Here is a 16,657-nt window from a genome sequence, read left to right as displayed (position 1 = left end):
GGAGGAGAAGTGTTGCCGGAGTGTGGCGGGTCTGTCCGGAGCCTGTGCATGCAGGTTCCAGACAGAGGTGAGCAATATAAAGAGGGCAATAGCTTGTTTTATCATGTTGTACGGGGTAAACATTTGCAATTACCGGAAAGGCAAGCCTGACATGAACAATTTCCTAAATACCGGCAGTTACATCCTGATCCTCCCGGACAATAAATGTTGGTACATTTACATTTTCCATCAGGCGTGGGACTTGAGCAAGAACATGGATTTTGTTGGCAGATTGTACATGCTATTGTGGGTGGGTCTGGAGGAGTTATTGGAGTTATTCCTGAACACATACAGTTATGCATTGGCTTTCCACAACTTTGACATATTGTTTTACAAAGACATTCAGTTCTTGGTTTATTGCAAATATGACAGGAATTACATGTACAAAGAGATGGAGTTAGATTACATTCTGGACATCGGTTACACGTGCAATATTCAAATGGATGAAGACAAAATGTACAAAATAGTTCAATAGTAACTTCATCATCATCTCCCGCTCTTGTCAATGGCATCCAGTCATCTACTTCAAAGCAAAAACAGTAGAAATCCTCTTTTTGTTTTTGTAATTCTGCATTTCCGGCCAGGATTCTTGTCATTTGACCATTGTGTATTTGGTAGGTGGAGCCGCTTTCGCCTTTTAAGTCGGACAGAATGACAAAGCCTTCCCATGAGGTCAGATTATCTGCATGTGCACCTTCTGTATTTTTTCCCAAGAAAGTCCATATTTCACCGGATATTTCATCCGATTGTCCATTTTTCCGGAACAGCATGTGTTGCTGAACATGAAGTCGTGAAGATTGAAATAATTCCCCGTTCTTTCTTCCTGCCATCATGGCTGTACGATATCGGGAAACCATAGGCACTTCCCAAATCACTTCATTGTCATTGTGGATTTCCCGGACTGCACTCCAATCCAACCGGTAGACATCCGGCTGATGTTGTGAGGAACGCATGTAATCGAAACCTGTTAACCGGGCAGAACTCACTGTTCCATTCAGTTGTGCCTGAATTTGTGTACGGTTCAGATTTTCAGTTTCTTGTTCGGGAAGAGGTTCTGAAGTACCCAGACACCCTGCAATTCCTATTATAATAAGAGTAAAAATTACTGTCGGATAAAAAGATTTCATAACTGTAAAGTTTAGGTTAACAATTTAATACCATTTTTGAATTTTGCGATAATTGATTTTCCGGGCAATCTCTTATTTAAATGGAAGAAATCCTTATTGACGACATTATTTTGTAAAATGGAATGCCAATCCATGTCTGCTAAACAGAATGTCTGAAGGAATATTAACAAATATAATCATTTATTTTTATAAAACAAATATAATAGCGATATTTTTGTTTGCTATTCTCTCTGTGTAAAACAATGGAGGTTCAAAACGGCGGCTAATCCGAAAATTATCCATAACTTTATACCCGGAGTTCAGGCTTTTACGCTTGGTGGTGTGTGGACAAATATTTTTCATCTTTAATAAAAAAACAGAATAAAAACAGACATGAGAAATTTACATCGTTTTTGGTTGGTGGTGGTTTGGTGTACCATTACCGTTTGGTGTTCGGGAACCGGAGTACATCCAAAACCTTTTGTGATACCTGAGTTGAAAGAATGGAAAGGAAACACGGGTTTTTTTGTGCCTGCTCAGTTGAGGATTGTTTATCCGGTAAAGGATGCGGAATTAAAACGGATTGCCGCACTTTTTGCTGACGATTACGAAAAGATGTTCGGGAAGAGACCGGAGGTAGTGTCCGGGAAGGCGAAGCCCGGGGATATTGTTTTCGGAATACGGAAAGACAAGGAATTGGGGAAGGAAGGTTATGATATCCGCATCTCCGATCGGGTGGTTGTGACGGCTCTGCAGCCTATTGGGGTATATTGGGCAACCCGCACTTTGTTGCAGATGGCAGACCAGACAGAAAACCAGACGTTGCCCCGGGGGGAAATCCGTGATTTTCCGGATTATGCCTTACGTGGATTTATGCTGGATTGCGGCCGTAAATTTATCCCGTTGGCTTTTTTGCAGGATTATGTCCGGATGATGTCTTATTATAAAATGAATACTTTTCAGATCCATTTGAACGATAATGGCTTCAAGCAGTATTTTGAGGATGATTGGATGAAGACTTATGCTGCTTTCCGGCTGGAATCTGATACTTATCCCGGTCTGACGGCCCGGGACGGTTTTTATACCAAGCAAGAATTTATTGAATTGCAGAAGCAGGCGGAGGAGTGTTTTGTGGAAATCATTCCTGAGATAGATGTTCCGGCCCATTCACTGGCTTTTACACAGTATAAACCGGAAATAGGCAGCAAGGAATATGGCATGGACCATTTGGATTTGTTCAATCCGGAGACCTATCATTTTCTGGACGGTTTGTTTAAAGAGTATTTAGAGGGAGAAGAACCGGTTTTCCGGGGGAAACGGGTACATATCGGAACGGATGAATATTCTAATAAGAAAAAGGATGTGGTGGAGAAATTCCGTTATTTTACTGATTATTATATTCGCTATGTGGAGAGTTTCGGGAAACAGGCTTGTGTTTGGGGAGCTTTGACGCATGCTCAAGGGGAAACTCCGGTCAAAGCGGAGAATGTGGTTATGAATGCGTGGTATAATGGTTATGCCGATCCGGTGGAAATGGCTAAGCAAGGGTATCGACTGGTCAGTATTCCGGACGGATTGGTTTATATTGTTCCGGCAGCCGGATATTATTATGATTATCTGAATACGAAGCATCTGTATGAAAATTGGACGCCCGTTCAGATTGGGAAAGCGGTGTTTAAAGAAAAAGACCCGTCTGTTCTGGGAGGAATGTTTGCCGTGTGGAACGACCATGCCGGAAACGGAATTTCAACGAAAGACATTCATGACCGTGTTTTTCCGGCCTTACAGACTTTGGCTGTTAAAATGTGGACCGGAAAAGAAGCCGTTGTTTCTTATGATGAGTTTAATCAAAAGCGGGTGGGAGTGATTGAAGCTCCCGGAGTAAATCAAGCCGGTAAGTTGGCTGCACAGCCCGGTCTGGTGTATGAAAAGTCTGTTCTGAAACCGGGCGAACATACCCCTTATACTGAAATCGGATATAACTATCGGGTGTCTTTTGACGTAGAGGGAGAAGATGAACTTCCGGGAACGGAACTGTTCCGCTCTGAAAATGCTGTATTTTATTTGTCTGATCCGGTCCGGGGGATGTTGGGATTTGCCCGGGACGGTTATTTAAATACATTCCGTTTTAATATCCGGAACGGAGAGAAGGTGAAAATTACGGTGGCGGGAAATGCCCGTGAAACAAGTTTGTATGTGAATGACCGGCTGGTAGAGACGCTGAATAAACAAACGTTGTATTTTAATGAAGGTAAAGCAAAGATGAGTTATGTCCGTACTTTGGTTTTCCCTTTGGAGAAGGCAGGTCATTTTAAGAGTAAAATTACGAATTTAAAGATAATGCAGGAATAAGACATGAAACCGGAAGTATATCTGGCACGGGCAGAGCGGTATGATTCGATGGAATATCGTTATTGCGGGCGGAGCGGTTTGCAGCTTCCCCGTATTTCCTTAGGATTGTGGCACAATTTTGGGAGTGTGGACGTTTATGAAAATTATAGCAGGATTGCTTTTGAGGCTTTTGACCGGGGTATTACTCATTTTGATCTGGCGAATAATTATGGACCCGTGTATGGTTCTGCAGAGGAAAATTTTGGTCGGATACTGAAAGCCGGTCTGGGAAGATACCGGGATGAGCTGGTGATTTCCACGAAGGCCGGTTATGATATGTGGCCGGGACCGTATGGTGTCGGAGGCAGCCGGAAATATTTGACGGCCAGCCTGGAGCAGAGCTTGAAGCGGATGGGCTTGGATTATGTGGATATTTTTTATTCTCACCGTCCTGACCCCAACACTCCGTTGGAAGAAACCATGGGGACTCTTTCAGATTTAGTCCGGCAGGGAAAGGCTTTGTATGTGGGTATTTCAAACTACGATCCCCGGTTGACCCGGGAGGCGGTTCGGTTGTTGAAGGAGAACGGGACGCCTTGTTTAATACATCAGGCCCGTTATTCCATGTTGGAGCGTCAGGTGGAGTCCGGGTTGCTGGATGTGCTGGAAGAAAAAGGTGTCGGATTTATTGCTTTTTCGCCTTTGGCTCAGGGGATGTTGACTGAAAAATACCTGAATGGTATTCCGGCAGATTCCCGGGCTGCAAAAGCAAGCGGGCGATTGCAGCCGGAACAGGTTACTGAGGATATCAGAGGAAGGGTGGGTAGGCTGAACGAGCTGGCCCGGCAACGGGGACAATCCCTGGCTCAGATGGCTTTGGCCTGGCTGTTGAAAGATCCGCGTGTTACGAGTGTGTTGGTGGGGGCGAGTTCTGTAGTGCAATTACGGGATAGCTTGAAAGCTTTACAGCGGTGCGATTTTAGTCCGTCTGAACTGAAAGAGATTCATACCGTTTTAATGGAATAATAAAAATCCGGGAATTTTCCCGGATTTTTATTATGGATATGCTTTTATAGCATTAACGGGCACTCATGAAAATGACACCGATGTTGAAGGTAAAGGATTGGATTTCCGGTATCCTACCGTTTGCTGCTTTGGTAGCATAGTTGTAGCGAACGCCTGCATTAAAGCCAAACTGGTCGTTGACCGGAATATACATTCCCAACTCGGGGGCCACGGCAAATTGCCAGCGGGAGATGGTGGAGGAGAATTGGCCTACTTCTAAGTGTTTTTCTGTCCAACTGCTTCCGATGCCTACACCGAAGAAGGGACGAACAGCTGTTGTGTTGTCTGTGAAATAGTAGCGTCCTACGGCTAACATGGGTACGGTGTTGATGTATCTGTACTGATTGCCGGTGATGGTATAGATGTTGTCGTTACCGGAAAAGGTAAAGTTACCGGATGTGTGTTTTTTGTCTTGATAATAGACATTCCAACCGATGGCTGCACCTACTGAGAAATGCTCTCCCAGAAAATGATGATATTCGAGGTCGAAACCGCGAAAACTGGCGTTATCCGTGAAATCTTTCACTTGGTTCATCGGCAAGCTGATCTGGTAGTTGAGATTAAGCATCTGAGCTTTCAGGAAAGGGCTCAGGCCGAAAAGACAGATGGCAATTATAAATAGCTTTTTCATAATTTTTGTAATTTGTAAGACATTGTAATTTATTCAGATCGTTCTCATTGGGATAGAGAAATCATTCTGAAGCATTCATTTTTGTCAGGTAAGGTGATTGCACGAAACATTGGTCTAATTGTGATTTAATCCGCCTTAAAATAAATGCATCCGAACCTTGTAGCAAACCGTCTGCAATTCCGGTCCAGAGTACATTTGCTTTGTTGTCTTTCCGCTGCTGGGTAGAAATCATTTCTACGACCACGGAGCCTGTACGATAGGAGTAAACACTCACCGGATACCAGGGGTAGTACGGGTTGAAAGGGCCGTTCCACCAGCCGCCCCAGTACCAATCCCAGTTGTTGTACCAGTTATCAACAAAGTAGGAGTAGTTTACGTTAGAAAAAGCTGATACGGTAACAATAAAAGAAGGAAACTGATCAACAGGGGTTTCTGCAGTCGGATCGGCTACTTTGGTATAACCCATTGCGATAAAATTGTTGGTTACGACATCCAGAATTTCAGCATCAAAGGCATGAGAGGGAGGAGTCGCATTTTTGTCATTGCTGAAAAAGACCACAGAGTCGGGAATAGAAAAAGTGGTCAGTTCATTAAAGTTTGCGCTTTTGTCGTAATTGGTGATAGCTACATCATAGTCTTCAATGTTATCTGCGCCTTCCGGATAACAGGATACCATCAGTTGCGCAAACAAACCCGTGAGTAATAAAAATAGTAAACGTTTCATACTTAGTTTGTTTTAGTTTAACAAATACTTTATTGCCCCCACAATCATGATGTGGTAACAATGGTTTAAATAATTGTACGGTGTTATACGTTTACAATTTTAAATGGGTTGCAATATTTTAAAGCAGATTTTTAGGAATCGGAAGGAGCTATTCCGGGTCGGTTGCCAGAATGGATTTATAGCCGTAAGTTTTGGCTATGTTCATGACTCTGACCACTTGTTCGATGGGGACGGATTTTTCTGCTTCTATTGAAATGCAGGGGTCTTCGCTGTTTTTCAATATTTCTACAATTTTACTTTCCAGTTGTGAGAAAGGAATTACCTTGGTGTTCAAATAGAAGGTTTGTTTTTTGTCAATGGATACGACGACGGTAGGCTGGGTGGAGGTTTGATTGGTGCTTTTAGGCAACAGAAGCTTCAGAGCATTCGGGTTGATAAGGGTAGAGGTGACCATAAAAAAGATGAGCAACAGGAATACGATATCCGTCATGGAGGACATGTTGAAATTGGGATTTGCTTTACGTGCTCTTTTGATGGCCATGGCACTTTGGGTTTAGAAATGAAAGTTATTTTTGTTTTTTTAGTTCATAAATGATTTCCATGAATTCTGCACTTGTACTTTCCATGTGATTGACTATTTTATCAATGCGGGCAGTTAAGGCGTTATAGGCAAAATAAGCAATGATTCCTACTATTAAACCGGCAACTGTGGTGATCATGGCCGTGTATATGCCTCTGGAAAGCAGGGTGATGTTAACATTGTTGCCAGCCATAGCCATGTCATAAAAGGCTTGTACCATTCCGACAACTGTTCCTAAGAAGCCAATCATCGGGGCCATGCCGGAACAGGTGGCTAAAGTGGATAATCCTTTTTCCATGCTTGAGACTTCCAGGTTGGCTGAGCTTTCAATCATGGCTCTCAATTCGGAAACCGGGAGATTGGTATGAAACAATCCTTTTACCAACATGCGTGACATGGGAGTATTTTCCTCCTGGCATATCTGAATGGCTCCCCGGATGTTTTGGGCATAGATGCAATCCTGGATCTTATCCAGGAAAGAAGAGGATGTGCGGGTGTATTTCCGCAGAAGAAGATAACGTTCAAAGAAAAGATATACGGCGATGATGGAGAGAATAAAAATGGGTATCATTAACCATCCGCCTTTGATAATCATTTCCCATAAAGTCAGTTCGGTTTCCTGTGGGACAGGCATTGCAGTTGCAGTGAATAGGAGCATTTTATTCATCTTGTTCGGTTTTGCGTCTGCGAAGATAATATAAAATTTACTTTTTATGATTTTCTATGAAAATTTTGATTCGTGTTATTTGAAGAAAATGTTGTTCCTTTGTGATAATAAAAAATTAGTTTGATGTTATATGAGATTAAGTGAAAAAAGAAGCAATATGCTTCACGGTATTTTGTTGATTGCCTTGTTTTCATGTGCAGCTTTTTATATTGGGGATTTTCCGTTTTTTAAAAAGTTGTCTGTTAGTCCGTTAATAATCGGTATTGTTTTGGGTATGTTGTATGCCAATAGTTTGAGGAACCGTTTGCCTGAGACGTGGGTTCCCGGAATATTGTTCAGTTCCAAACAGTTGTTACGTTTGGGAATTATATTATATGGGTTTCGGTTGACTTTTCAGAATATTATTGATGTGGGTGGGCCGGCTATTTTAGTAGATGTGCTTGTTGTGCTAACCACTATTATGGGTGGGGTATATGTCGGCAAGCTCCTGAAAATGGATAAGGAAGTGGCTTTGTTGACCTCCGTCGGCAGTGGTATTTGCGGGGCTGCTGCCATTTTGGGCGCTGAAGCGACCATTAAGACCAAGCCTTATAAAACGGCTGTTGCAGTGTCGACGGTGGTTATATTCGGTACAATTTCCATGTTTCTTTATCCGATTTTATACCGGAACGGTATTATTGCGTTTACTCCCGATCAGATGGGGATATATACAGGAGCTACTCTGCATGAAGTGGCACATGTTGTGGGGGCCGGTAATGCAATGGGAAAAGAGATTTCCGATGTTGCCGTGATTGTGAAAATGATTCGGGTGATGTTGTTGGTTCCTGCTTTGTTGTTTATCAGTCTGTCGGTGGTAAAAAGAGGGAAGACGGCGTCGGGGGAAGGAAAAACTCAGATTGCCATACCTTGGTTTGCTATTGGTTTTCTGATGGTTATCGGCTTTAATTCCTTGGGTTTATTGCCTCTTGTTGTGATCGATTTTATCAATCAGGTAGATACTTTTCTTTTAACTATGGCCATGACGGCTTTGGGAGCGGAGACCAGTATTGAAAAGTTTAAAAAAGCGGGGGCTAAGCCTTTTGTGTTGGCGTTAATTTTGTATGGTTGGTTATTGGGAGGCAGCTATGTGCTGATAAAGTATGTATTACCGGGTTGGGTATAAGTAATAATTATTAATTTAAATCGTTTTAATTCTGATAATTTATTTGTTATTAAAGGTGAAAATATCTAATTTGGAGGCTTGAAAATACAAATTTGGTATGCCTATTGTATAGCAGATATAAATAAAAAGAATTATTCAAAACTAAATTTAAATATGGAAAACAAGTTAGATGTCTTGACGAAAAAGTTGTATGAAGAGGGGATCGGTAAGGCAAACCAGGAAGCGGAGAAGATTTTAGCCTCGACAAAAGAGCAGGCAGCAAGATTAATTGCTGAGGCTGAAGCTAAGGCCAGTGAGATCAAAGCTCAGGCCGAAACGGATGCAGAGAATTTGAAGAAGAAGGCAGATGCTGAATTGGCTTTGAGTGCCCGTCAGGCTATCACTGCTTTAAAGCAGTCCATTACAGATCTGATTGCGGGGAAAGTGGCCGGAGATATGGCAAAAAACGGTTTTAGAGACGAATCTTTTGTGCAGGAATTGTTGGTGAACATTGTGAAGAAGTGGGATATTGCTTCCGGAAATCTGAATCTGGAACTGATTCTTTCCGAAGAGGAAAAGGTGGAATTCCAGCAGTTTGTGGTTGCCAAATATAAGGAATTGTTGGATGGAGGTTTGGAAGTGAAGGTGGGAGATACGGGCGGTGCATTTGTCATTCAGCCGAAAGAGGGGGGGTATCAGATTGTTTTTTCGGAAGAATTGTTTAAAGCATTCTTCGAACAGTATATAAGGAGTTTTACGAAAAGCTTGCTTTATCAATGATTGTAAATTTTAGATTGACGGGAATATTTTTCATATAAATTTAAAGTTTAAGATTTAAAATTAAAAACGTGAGTTATATAGCTTTTATAGCAGGTTTGCCGGAGATAACGTGGGATGACCGGAAGTTGTCACTGACTGTGACTGAATTCCGGCAGCAGTTGAAGGATTATATCAGTGAGCAGGATGAACGTTTGGTGGATTTGTTCTTCTTACCTAATGACAATGCTCAGGTGTTACGGTTGCTGAATAAGCAGGAGCCGGACAGGGCTCTGGAAACCGTATTCCCGTTGAAGGAACTGGAGGATGAAGTGCAGGAACCGGATGAGTTAATTCCTAGTTATCTATACGAATTTATTACGGATTTTAAGGAAGAGCATCTGCGTTATGAGGTATCGCCTGAGAATGTGCTGAGCTGGATGTATTACGATGAAATGATGAAAACAGAACATCCGTTAGTAAGAAAGTACGCTGAGTTTTCCATGAATCTGAAAAATCTGGTAACTGCTCTCAACGCCCGGAAATATGGATTGGATATTGCCGGGGAGGTGGTGGGGAACAATGATTTTGCTATGGCTTTACGGACATCTAAAACGAAGGATTTTGGTCTGGCCATGGACTATCCTTATGTTGAGCAGGTAATGGCTTTGATGGAGAATGACAATCTGGTGGAACGTGAGCGTGGACTGGATCTGCTTATCTGGAATTTTCTGGATGAGGCAGTTACTTTCGAATATTTTTCGCTGGACCGGGTAATTAGTTATATGCTGAGACTCATGATTGTAGAACGTTGGAGCAAGATGAGCCCGGAATCCGGCCGCAAGGTGTTTATGGAAATGATAGAAAGGTTCCGGCAGAGTTTTCAATTTGAAGAACAATTTAAATAATTAAATAATGGCTAAAACATTAGGAAAAGTTCATAGCATTATTTCCAACTTGGTACTTGTGAAAGTCGAAGGCCCTGTTTCCCAAAATGAAATTTGTTTTATTGAGGAAAATGGTGAACGTCTGATGGCTGAAGTAATCAAGGTCGTTGGAGAGCTTGCTTATGTACAGGTATTTGAAAGTACCCGAGGATTAAAGCCGGGAATGCCTGTAGAATTTGAGAATCACATGCTTGAAGTAAGTCTCGGCCCCGGTTTGCTGTCGAAAAATTTTGACGGATTGCAGAATGACCTGGATAAGATGACAGGAGTTTTTTTGAAGCGTGGGGAGTATACCAATCCGTTGGAAGAAGATAAGAAGTGGAGTTTTACTCCCTTGGCTCAGGCTGGTGATAAGGTGAAGGCGGCTGATTGGCTGGGAAATGTGAAAGAAAACTGGCTGGATCATAAAATTATGGTGCCTTTCAAGATGGAGGGGGAGTATACGGTGGTTTCCGTAGCCGAGGAGGGAGAATATACGATTAAAGATACCATTGCTGTTTTGAAAGATAAAGCCGGCAAGGAGTTCCCTGTTACTATGGTACAGAAATGGCCTGTAAAAGTAGCTGTCCGGAATTATGTGGATAAACCCCGTCCTTCCCGTCAGATGGAAACAGGAGTCCGTGTTATTGATACGATGAACCCTATGTTAGAGGGAGGGACTGGTTTTATTCCTGGCCCTTTTGGTACCGGTAAAACGGTGCTGCAACATGCGTTGGCCCGTTTTGCGGATGCGGATGTCATTATTATGGCAGCCTGCGGAGAGCGTGCCAATGAGGTAGTGGAGATTTTTACGGAGTTTCCGCAGTTGCAGGATCCGCGTTCTGGACGTTCGCTGTATGAGCGCACTACGATTATTGCCAATACCTCCAATATGCCGGTGGCAGCCCGTGAAGCTTCCGTATATACTGCTATGACGATCGGGGAATACTATCGGGCGATGGGTATGAAAGTGTTGTTGTTGGCTGACTCGACTTCCCGTTGGGCACAGGCTTTGCGTGAGATGTCCAACCGAATGGAGGAGTTGCCAGGACAGGATGCATTCCCGATGGACTTGTCAGCGATTATTTCGAATTTTTATTCCCGTGCCGGAATGGTATACCTGAACAACGGGAAAACAGGTTCTGTGACTTTTATCGGTACGGTGTCTCCGGCAGGAGGTAACCTGAAAGAGCCGGTGACGGAATCCACCAAAAAAGTAGCCCGTTGTTTTTATGCATTGTCCCAGGCTCGTGCTGATTCCAAACGTTATCCGGCAATAGACACTTTGGATTCTTATTCTAAATATTTAGAGTATCCCGAGTTTATCGAATATGCCCGGAAAAATTTGTCAGATACCTGGATTGCGGATGTGAATGAAGCCCGCAATATGCTGGTCAGGGGACGGGAAACGGCTGAACAGATTGATATTCTGGGAGATGACGGTGTGCCTTTGGAGTATCATCTGATTTTCTGGAAATCAGAATTGATTGACTTTGTGATTTTGCAGCAAGATGCTTTTGATAGCATAGACGGTTCAACTTCTATGGAACGCCAGCAATATATGTTAAATATGGTACTGGATGTGGTCCGTTCGGATTTCGACTTTGATTCTTTTGAAGAAGTTAATCCTTACTTTAAGCGGATTATCAATGGTTTTAAACAGATGAACTATGCTGAATTCCAGTCTGATAAATTCAGGAAATTTGAGACTGAAGTGAAGGAGATTATCCGTGAGAAAAAAAGAGTTAATTGACGTTTCAGGAATGAAATCAAAAATCAAGAATAACGTATGAACACTGCTTTTCAGAAAATATATACCAAGATAACCCAGATTACAAAAGCGACTTGTTCACTGAAGGCACAGGGTGTTGGTAACGACGAGTTGGCTATTGTGAATGGTCGTCTGGCCCAGGTTGTGAAAATTTGGGGAGAGGACATCACATTGCAGGTGTTTTCAGGCACCGAAGGGATTCCGACAAATGCAGAAGTGACTTTTTTGGGTAAAGCGCCTACGTTAAAAGTGGGCGATGATTTGTGCGGACGTTTTTTTAATGCTTTCGGAGCTCCGATTGACGGTGGCCCTGCTGTTGACGGAGAAGAACGCGAAATTGGCGGTCCGTCGGTAAATCCGGTCCGCCGTAAACAACCTTCGGAACTGATTGCAACAGGTATTGCAGGTATCGACCTGAATAATACCCTGGTGTCCGGGCAGAAAATTCCGTTTTTTGCCGACCCGGACCAGCCGTACAATCAGGTAATGGCTAATGTGGCTTTACGAGCCCAGACCGACCGGATTATTTTGGGCGGTATGGGATTAACCAATGACGATTATTTGTATTTTAAAAATTTATTTGACAATGCCGGTGTGTTGGATCGTATTGTCAGTTTTGTCAATACGACGGAAGCGCCTCCCGTGGAGCGTTTGCTGGTGCCTGATATGGCTTTAACGGCAGCAGAGTATTTTGCGGTGGACAAGAATGAAAAGGTGCTGGTATTGTTGACTGATATGACGTTGTATGCTGATGCCCTGAGTATTGTATCTAACCGTATGGACCAGATTCCTTCCAAGGATTCTATGCCAGGGTCATTGTATTCCGATTTGGCAAAAATTTACGAGAAGGCGGTGCAGTTCCCGGAAGGTGGTTCTATTACGATTATCGCAGTGACTACTTTGTCGGGCGGGGATATTACCCATGCTATTCCGGATAACACCGGTTATATTACGGAGGGCCAGTTGTTTTTGCGGAAGGACACGGAAATCGGAAAGGTTATTGTAGACCCGTTCCGGAGTTTGTCCCGTTTGAAGCAATTGGTGATTGGTAAAAAGACCCGGAAGGACCATCCGCAGGTAATGAATGCTGCGATCCGTCTTTATGCCGATGCTGCCAATGCCCGGACCAAACTGGAAAACGGTTTTGATTTGACGGATTACGATAAACGAACCCTTGAATTTGCCAGGGACTATTCTAACGAGCTGTTGGCAATTGACGTGAATGTGAGTATTACTCAAATGTTGGATACGGCCTGGGCTTTGTTCCGGAAGTATTTCAACCGTTCGGAGCTTGGTATCAAGAAGGAAATTGTGGATGAATTCGGGAATTTCTCTGATTGAAAATTTAAAGTCTGCCATATAAAGTTTAAAGTGGATGATTAAGTTTCAATATAATAAGACTTCTCTTCAGAATTTGGATAAGCAGCTCAAGATGCGGGTGAGGGCTTTGCCTACCATTAAAAATAAAGAATCTGCGCTGCGGTCGGAAGTGAAGAAAGCCAAGGAAGTGGCTGATGAATTTGATGGGAAATTAGATGATATGCTCAATAGCATTCATAGTATGCTGCAGCTTTATGATGAATATACGCCGGATATTCTTACCGTGAAAGATGTGGATATGTTGGTGAAAAAAATTGCAGGCGTCCGTACTCCTGTGTTGGATAAGGTGGAGTATGAGGTAAAGAATTTCAGTTTGTTTAATGCTCCGGGGTGGTTTCTGGATGGGATACAGTATGTGAAAGAGGTTGTGAATATAGCTCTCGAACGTGAATTTTATATGCGTAAAATGGATCTATTGGACCGGGCCCGGAAGAAAACGACCCAGAAGGTGAATTTGTATGAGAAGGTACAGATTCCCGGATTTCAGGAAGCCATCCGGAAGATAAAACGTTTTCTGGAAGATGAGGAGAATCTTTCCAAATCGGCTCAAAAGATTGTGAAAACCCGTAAAGCAATGGAGGACGAGGCATGATAGTACCGATGCGAAAATTATCTCTGTTGGTCTTTTATAAAGATTATCAGCATTTTCTCGAAGAACTTCGGGATAGGGGAGTGGTTCATATCTATGAGAACAGGCAACGTTCATCTGAAGATGAGACTTTACAGGGGAAGTTGCGTTTTGTCAAGCGAATTGGTGAGACGATCCGTGCGTTGGAGAACCGCGGGGTAAAGGATGAAGGGGGAAAAGCGGAAGTTGCGGAGGAGGAGTTGTTGTCCTATATAGAAGGACTGTATCGCCGACAGGAGCAAATAGCTGCCCGTTTGGGTGAATTGGAAAAGGAGGTTGCCCTGTATGAACCTTGGGGGGCGTTTTCTATGGAACGTATTAACGGACTGGCGGCAGCCGGTTGGGATTTGCGTTTTTTTACTGTGCCTGACAGAAGATATATGCCGGAATGGGAAGAGCAATATCATGCTACTGTGATTAATGAATTGAGAGGCCAAAAGTATTTTGTTACGGTTACACCTGCCGAAATGCAGGAAAAACCCGATGCTGATGTTTTTGTCTTTCCGCAAGAATCGGAAGAAAAACTGCGGGGGAGTGTGAAGCAATTACAGGATGAACGGGAGAATCTGGCTGCTCATCTGGATAAGATTGCTGTTGATTCTATCCGTCGTTTGAAACATTATCGGGAATCTGTCAGTGAAGTGACGGATTTTATGCAGGTTGAAAATGCTTCACAGGAATTGGTAGAAGAAAAAGTGATTGCTCTGGAAGGGTGGTTGCCTGACAATCAAGTGACCGATATGAAGGCATTTTTGCAGGAACATGAAGTGTACTACGAATTTTCTGTTCCGACTCCTGATGAAGATGTACCAGTATTGTTAAAGAATAATCGCTTCACTAAGCTTTTTGAACCCATTACGGAGATGTTTGCTTTGCCCAATTACCATGAATTGGATCCAACGCCTTTTTTTGCTCCTTTTTTCATGTTGTTTTTTGGGTTGTGTATGGGAGATGGGGGGTATGGTTTGTTGATTTGGCTGGTTTGTTTTATCCTGGCCCGGAAAGCGACTCCTGTTTTGAAAGGGTATTTAGTTTTGGGTGAATACTTAGGCATAGCGACTGTTGTGGTCGGACTGTTAACGGGCTCGTTCTTTGGAGTGGCTCTGGATGCAGTTGAATGGCCCTGGTTGAAAGGAGTGAAGCAGTATTTTGTGACTGAGGCGAATTACGGGAAATATCTGAATGGTTATAATCCGATGATGGTCGTGGCCGTGGTCATTGGTATTACCCAAATTCTTTTTGGAATGTGTCTGAGTGCTGCAAAATTGACCAAGCAGTTTGGTTTTAAGTATGCGATGTCGACAATAGCCTGGGTGGTTGCCTTGATTTTGTTGGGGGTAACATTTGGTTTACCTGCCTTGGGTATTTCATTGCCTCTCGTGTTCGTGTATCTTCTTTACGTTTTATTGGCTGTTTGTGCATTTTTTATCGTATTTATGAATTCTCCCGGTAAAGGAATTTTGATGAATTTCGGTTCTGCTTTGTGGGGTACTTATAATATGGCTACGGGATTGCTTGGAGATACGCTTTCCTACATCCGTTTGTTTGCTTTAGGTTTGACCGGAAGTATTTTGGGTGGAGTGTTTAATACACTCGCTTTTGATTTGACAGCCTCATTGCCAGTATCAGTTCGCTTTATTGTGATATTGCTGATTCTGCTGGTTGGGCATGCTATTAATTTCGGATTGTGTATGATTGGGGCTTTTGTACATCCTATGCGTCTGACCTTTGTGGAGTTTTATAAAAATGCAAGTTTTGAAGGTGGTGGTAAGAAGTATTCGCCTTTCCGCCGGAGAGTTGTTGTAGAAAAATGATAATAAACAAATAAAATTTGAAATTATGGAACCAATTATTTTAGCTTATTTAGGAATTGCATTGATGGTAGGTTTGTCCGGAACCGGAAGTGCTTATGGTGTGACTATTTGCGGAAGTGCCGCAGTGGGGGCTTTGAAAAAGAATCCGGGAGCATCAGGTCAGTATATTGGTCTGTCTGCTTTGCCGTCTTCTCAAGGATTGTACGGTTTTGTGGGTTATTTTCTGTTGAGTGCTTATTTAGTGCCGGGAATTAGCTGGTATGCTGCTGCTGCCGTATTTGGAGCCGGATTGGGACTGGGACTGGTTGCTTTGTTTTCAGCTATTCGTCAGGCGCAGGTTTGTGCCAATGGTATTGTGGCTATCGGTAGCGGTTACAATGTATTTGGAACGACTATGGTCTTGGCTGTCTTCCCTGAGTTGTATGCTATCCTGGGTTTGTTGGTATTGATTCTGATATCTGGATTGATTCCGGCTTAATTATTAAGTAATAGCATCTATATATTGGGTGCATTATAAGGAGGTGTGTTAAAATCTGCTTCAAGATTTTGACACACTTTTTTTGCTTTTATAAATTCTTCTTCTTTTTTCTGTTGTACTTGGATTGATTTTCAGGACAGGTTTCCGTTGTTGTTCTTATAATTTCTTCTGTGTATCCGTGTGCCTAAATCTTCTTTTATTAAAGGTTTGATAATGAGTTATTTTTGATTGATTTGTAAAATTTCTCAAAAAAAACAGAGAGTTTCTTTGTTTATAAAAATTATCGTATTACTTTTGCATCCGCTTTTGGATGTGGGGGTGTTTGCATAATGGTATGTAAAGGAGTCTTCCGGAGATGTTGGTGTGAGTGGCGGGTTTATCCATAGCATTTCGTTCTGTTCATATATTGTTGATGTGTGTTGGAAATACCTCAGGATAAGCTTCTAACGTTTTTGCATTGAAAAAAGTTAGAAAAAAGTTCTGAAAAAATTTGGAGATAATATATGTGAAGTATTATTTTTGCATCCGCTTTCGCTTCCGGTCTGGAGGTATAAAGCGAGTAATGAGATAAGAGTTCTTAAAGATATTGAAAGGTTTGAAACAAACAGCAAGTGCGAGTC

The 16,657-nt window shown here is 42.6% G+C and carries 15 protein-coding genes; 11 read left to right on the top strand and 4 right to left on the bottom strand.

The window, feature by feature from the left end; translation table 11 throughout:
- From D1136_RS10660 to mgrA, 3 genes are all read left to right on the top strand, one after another.
- The coding region (locus tag D1136_RS10660; protein ID WP_161877605.1) for a hypothetical protein at positions 1 to 514 on the top strand (514 nt) is incomplete at its 5' end.
- Between the two features lie 1,024 nt (positions 515 to 1,538).
- Positions 1,539 to 3,497: a family 20 glycosylhydrolase gene (locus D1136_RS10655; protein WP_161877604.1), complete on the top strand. Its 1,959-nt coding sequence runs from the start codon at positions 1,539 to 1,541 to the stop codon at positions 3,495 to 3,497.
- Positions 3,498 to 3,500: 3 nt separating this feature from the next.
- On the top strand, positions 3,501 to 4,502 hold the full coding sequence (mgrA, locus tag D1136_RS10650; RefSeq protein ID WP_161877603.1) for an L-glyceraldehyde 3-phosphate reductase: 1,002 nt from the start codon (positions 3,501 to 3,503) through the stop codon (positions 4,500 to 4,502).
- 52 nt (positions 4,503 to 4,554) lie between these two features.
- Here the strand turns inward: mgrA and D1136_RS10645 are convergent, their stop codons facing one another.
- The 4 genes from D1136_RS10645 to D1136_RS10630 form a co-directional block, all read right to left on the bottom strand.
- On the bottom strand, positions 4,555 to 5,172 hold the full coding sequence (locus D1136_RS10645; RefSeq protein ID WP_161877602.1) for an OmpW family outer membrane protein: 618 nt from the start codon (positions 5,170 to 5,172) through the stop codon (positions 4,555 to 4,557).
- Between the two features lie 61 nt (positions 5,173 to 5,233).
- Positions 5,234 to 5,896, bottom strand: a complete 663-nt coding sequence (locus tag D1136_RS10640) for a DUF4136 domain-containing protein (RefSeq protein ID WP_161877601.1) — start codon at positions 5,894 to 5,896, stop codon at positions 5,234 to 5,236.
- Between the two features lie 148 nt (positions 5,897 to 6,044).
- The gene (locus D1136_RS10635; RefSeq protein ID WP_161877600.1) at positions 6,045 to 6,437 is read right to left on the bottom strand and encodes a biopolymer transporter ExbD; all 393 of its coding nucleotides are present in this window, start codon (positions 6,435 to 6,437) and stop codon (positions 6,045 to 6,047) included.
- Positions 6,438 to 6,462: 25 nt separating this feature from the next.
- Complete coding sequence (locus tag D1136_RS10630) at positions 6,463 to 7,143, bottom strand: MotA/TolQ/ExbB proton channel family protein (protein ID WP_237567060.1); 681 nt, start codon at positions 7,141 to 7,143, stop codon at positions 6,463 to 6,465.
- Positions 7,144 to 7,273: 130 nt separating this feature from the next.
- Between D1136_RS10630 and D1136_RS10625 the strand changes: the two genes are divergently transcribed.
- The 8 genes from D1136_RS10625 to D1136_RS10590 all read left to right on the top strand — a co-directional run bounded on the left by D1136_RS10625 (position 7,274) and on the right by D1136_RS10590 (position 16,037).
- Positions 7,274 to 8,305, top strand: a complete 1,032-nt coding sequence (locus D1136_RS10625; RefSeq protein ID WP_237567059.1) for a YeiH family protein — start codon at positions 7,274 to 7,276, stop codon at positions 8,303 to 8,305.
- 153 nt (positions 8,306 to 8,458) lie between these two features.
- The gene (locus D1136_RS10620; RefSeq protein WP_161877599.1) at positions 8,459 to 9,064 is read left to right on the top strand and encodes a V-type ATP synthase subunit E; all 606 of its coding nucleotides are present in this window, start codon (positions 8,459 to 8,461) and stop codon (positions 9,062 to 9,064) included.
- A gap of 68 nt (positions 9,065 to 9,132) precedes the next feature.
- A complete protein-coding gene (locus tag D1136_RS10615) occupies positions 9,133 to 9,948 on the top strand; it encodes a DUF2764 family protein (RefSeq protein WP_161877598.1) in 816 nt (271 codons plus the stop codon).
- Between the two features lie 7 nt (positions 9,949 to 9,955).
- The gene (locus D1136_RS10610; RefSeq protein ID WP_161877597.1) at positions 9,956 to 11,719 is read left to right on the top strand and encodes a V-type ATP synthase subunit A; all 1,764 of its coding nucleotides are present in this window, start codon (positions 9,956 to 9,958) and stop codon (positions 11,717 to 11,719) included.
- 36 nt (positions 11,720 to 11,755) lie between these two features.
- Positions 11,756 to 13,078, top strand: coding sequence for a V-type ATP synthase subunit B (locus D1136_RS10605; RefSeq protein ID WP_161877596.1), 1,323 nt, complete (start codon positions 11,756 to 11,758; stop codon positions 13,076 to 13,078).
- A 34-nt stretch (positions 13,079 to 13,112) separates the two neighbouring features.
- A complete protein-coding gene (locus D1136_RS10600) occupies positions 13,113 to 13,709 on the top strand; it encodes a V-type ATP synthase subunit D (RefSeq protein ID WP_161877595.1) in 597 nt (198 codons plus the stop codon).
- Between the two features lie 8 nt (positions 13,710 to 13,717).
- A complete protein-coding gene (locus tag D1136_RS10595) occupies positions 13,718 to 15,559 on the top strand; it encodes a V-type ATP synthase subunit I (RefSeq protein ID WP_237567058.1) in 1,842 nt (613 codons plus the stop codon).
- Between the two features lie 25 nt (positions 15,560 to 15,584).
- Positions 15,585 to 16,037 (top strand): ATPase, encoded by a 453-nt coding sequence (locus tag D1136_RS10590; protein ID WP_161877593.1) that lies wholly within the window; start codon positions 15,585 to 15,587, stop codon positions 16,035 to 16,037.
- Positions 16,038 to 16,657: the final 620 nt, after the last annotated feature.

This window comes from Odoribacter sp. Z80 (assembly GCF_009935865.1).
In the GTDB taxonomy this organism is placed as follows: Bacteria; Bacteroidota; Bacteroidia; order Bacteroidales; family Marinifilaceae; genus Odoribacter.
The sequence above is the reverse complement of the archived record's forward strand: the minus strand, read 5'-3'. Positions and strand labels throughout refer to the sequence as shown.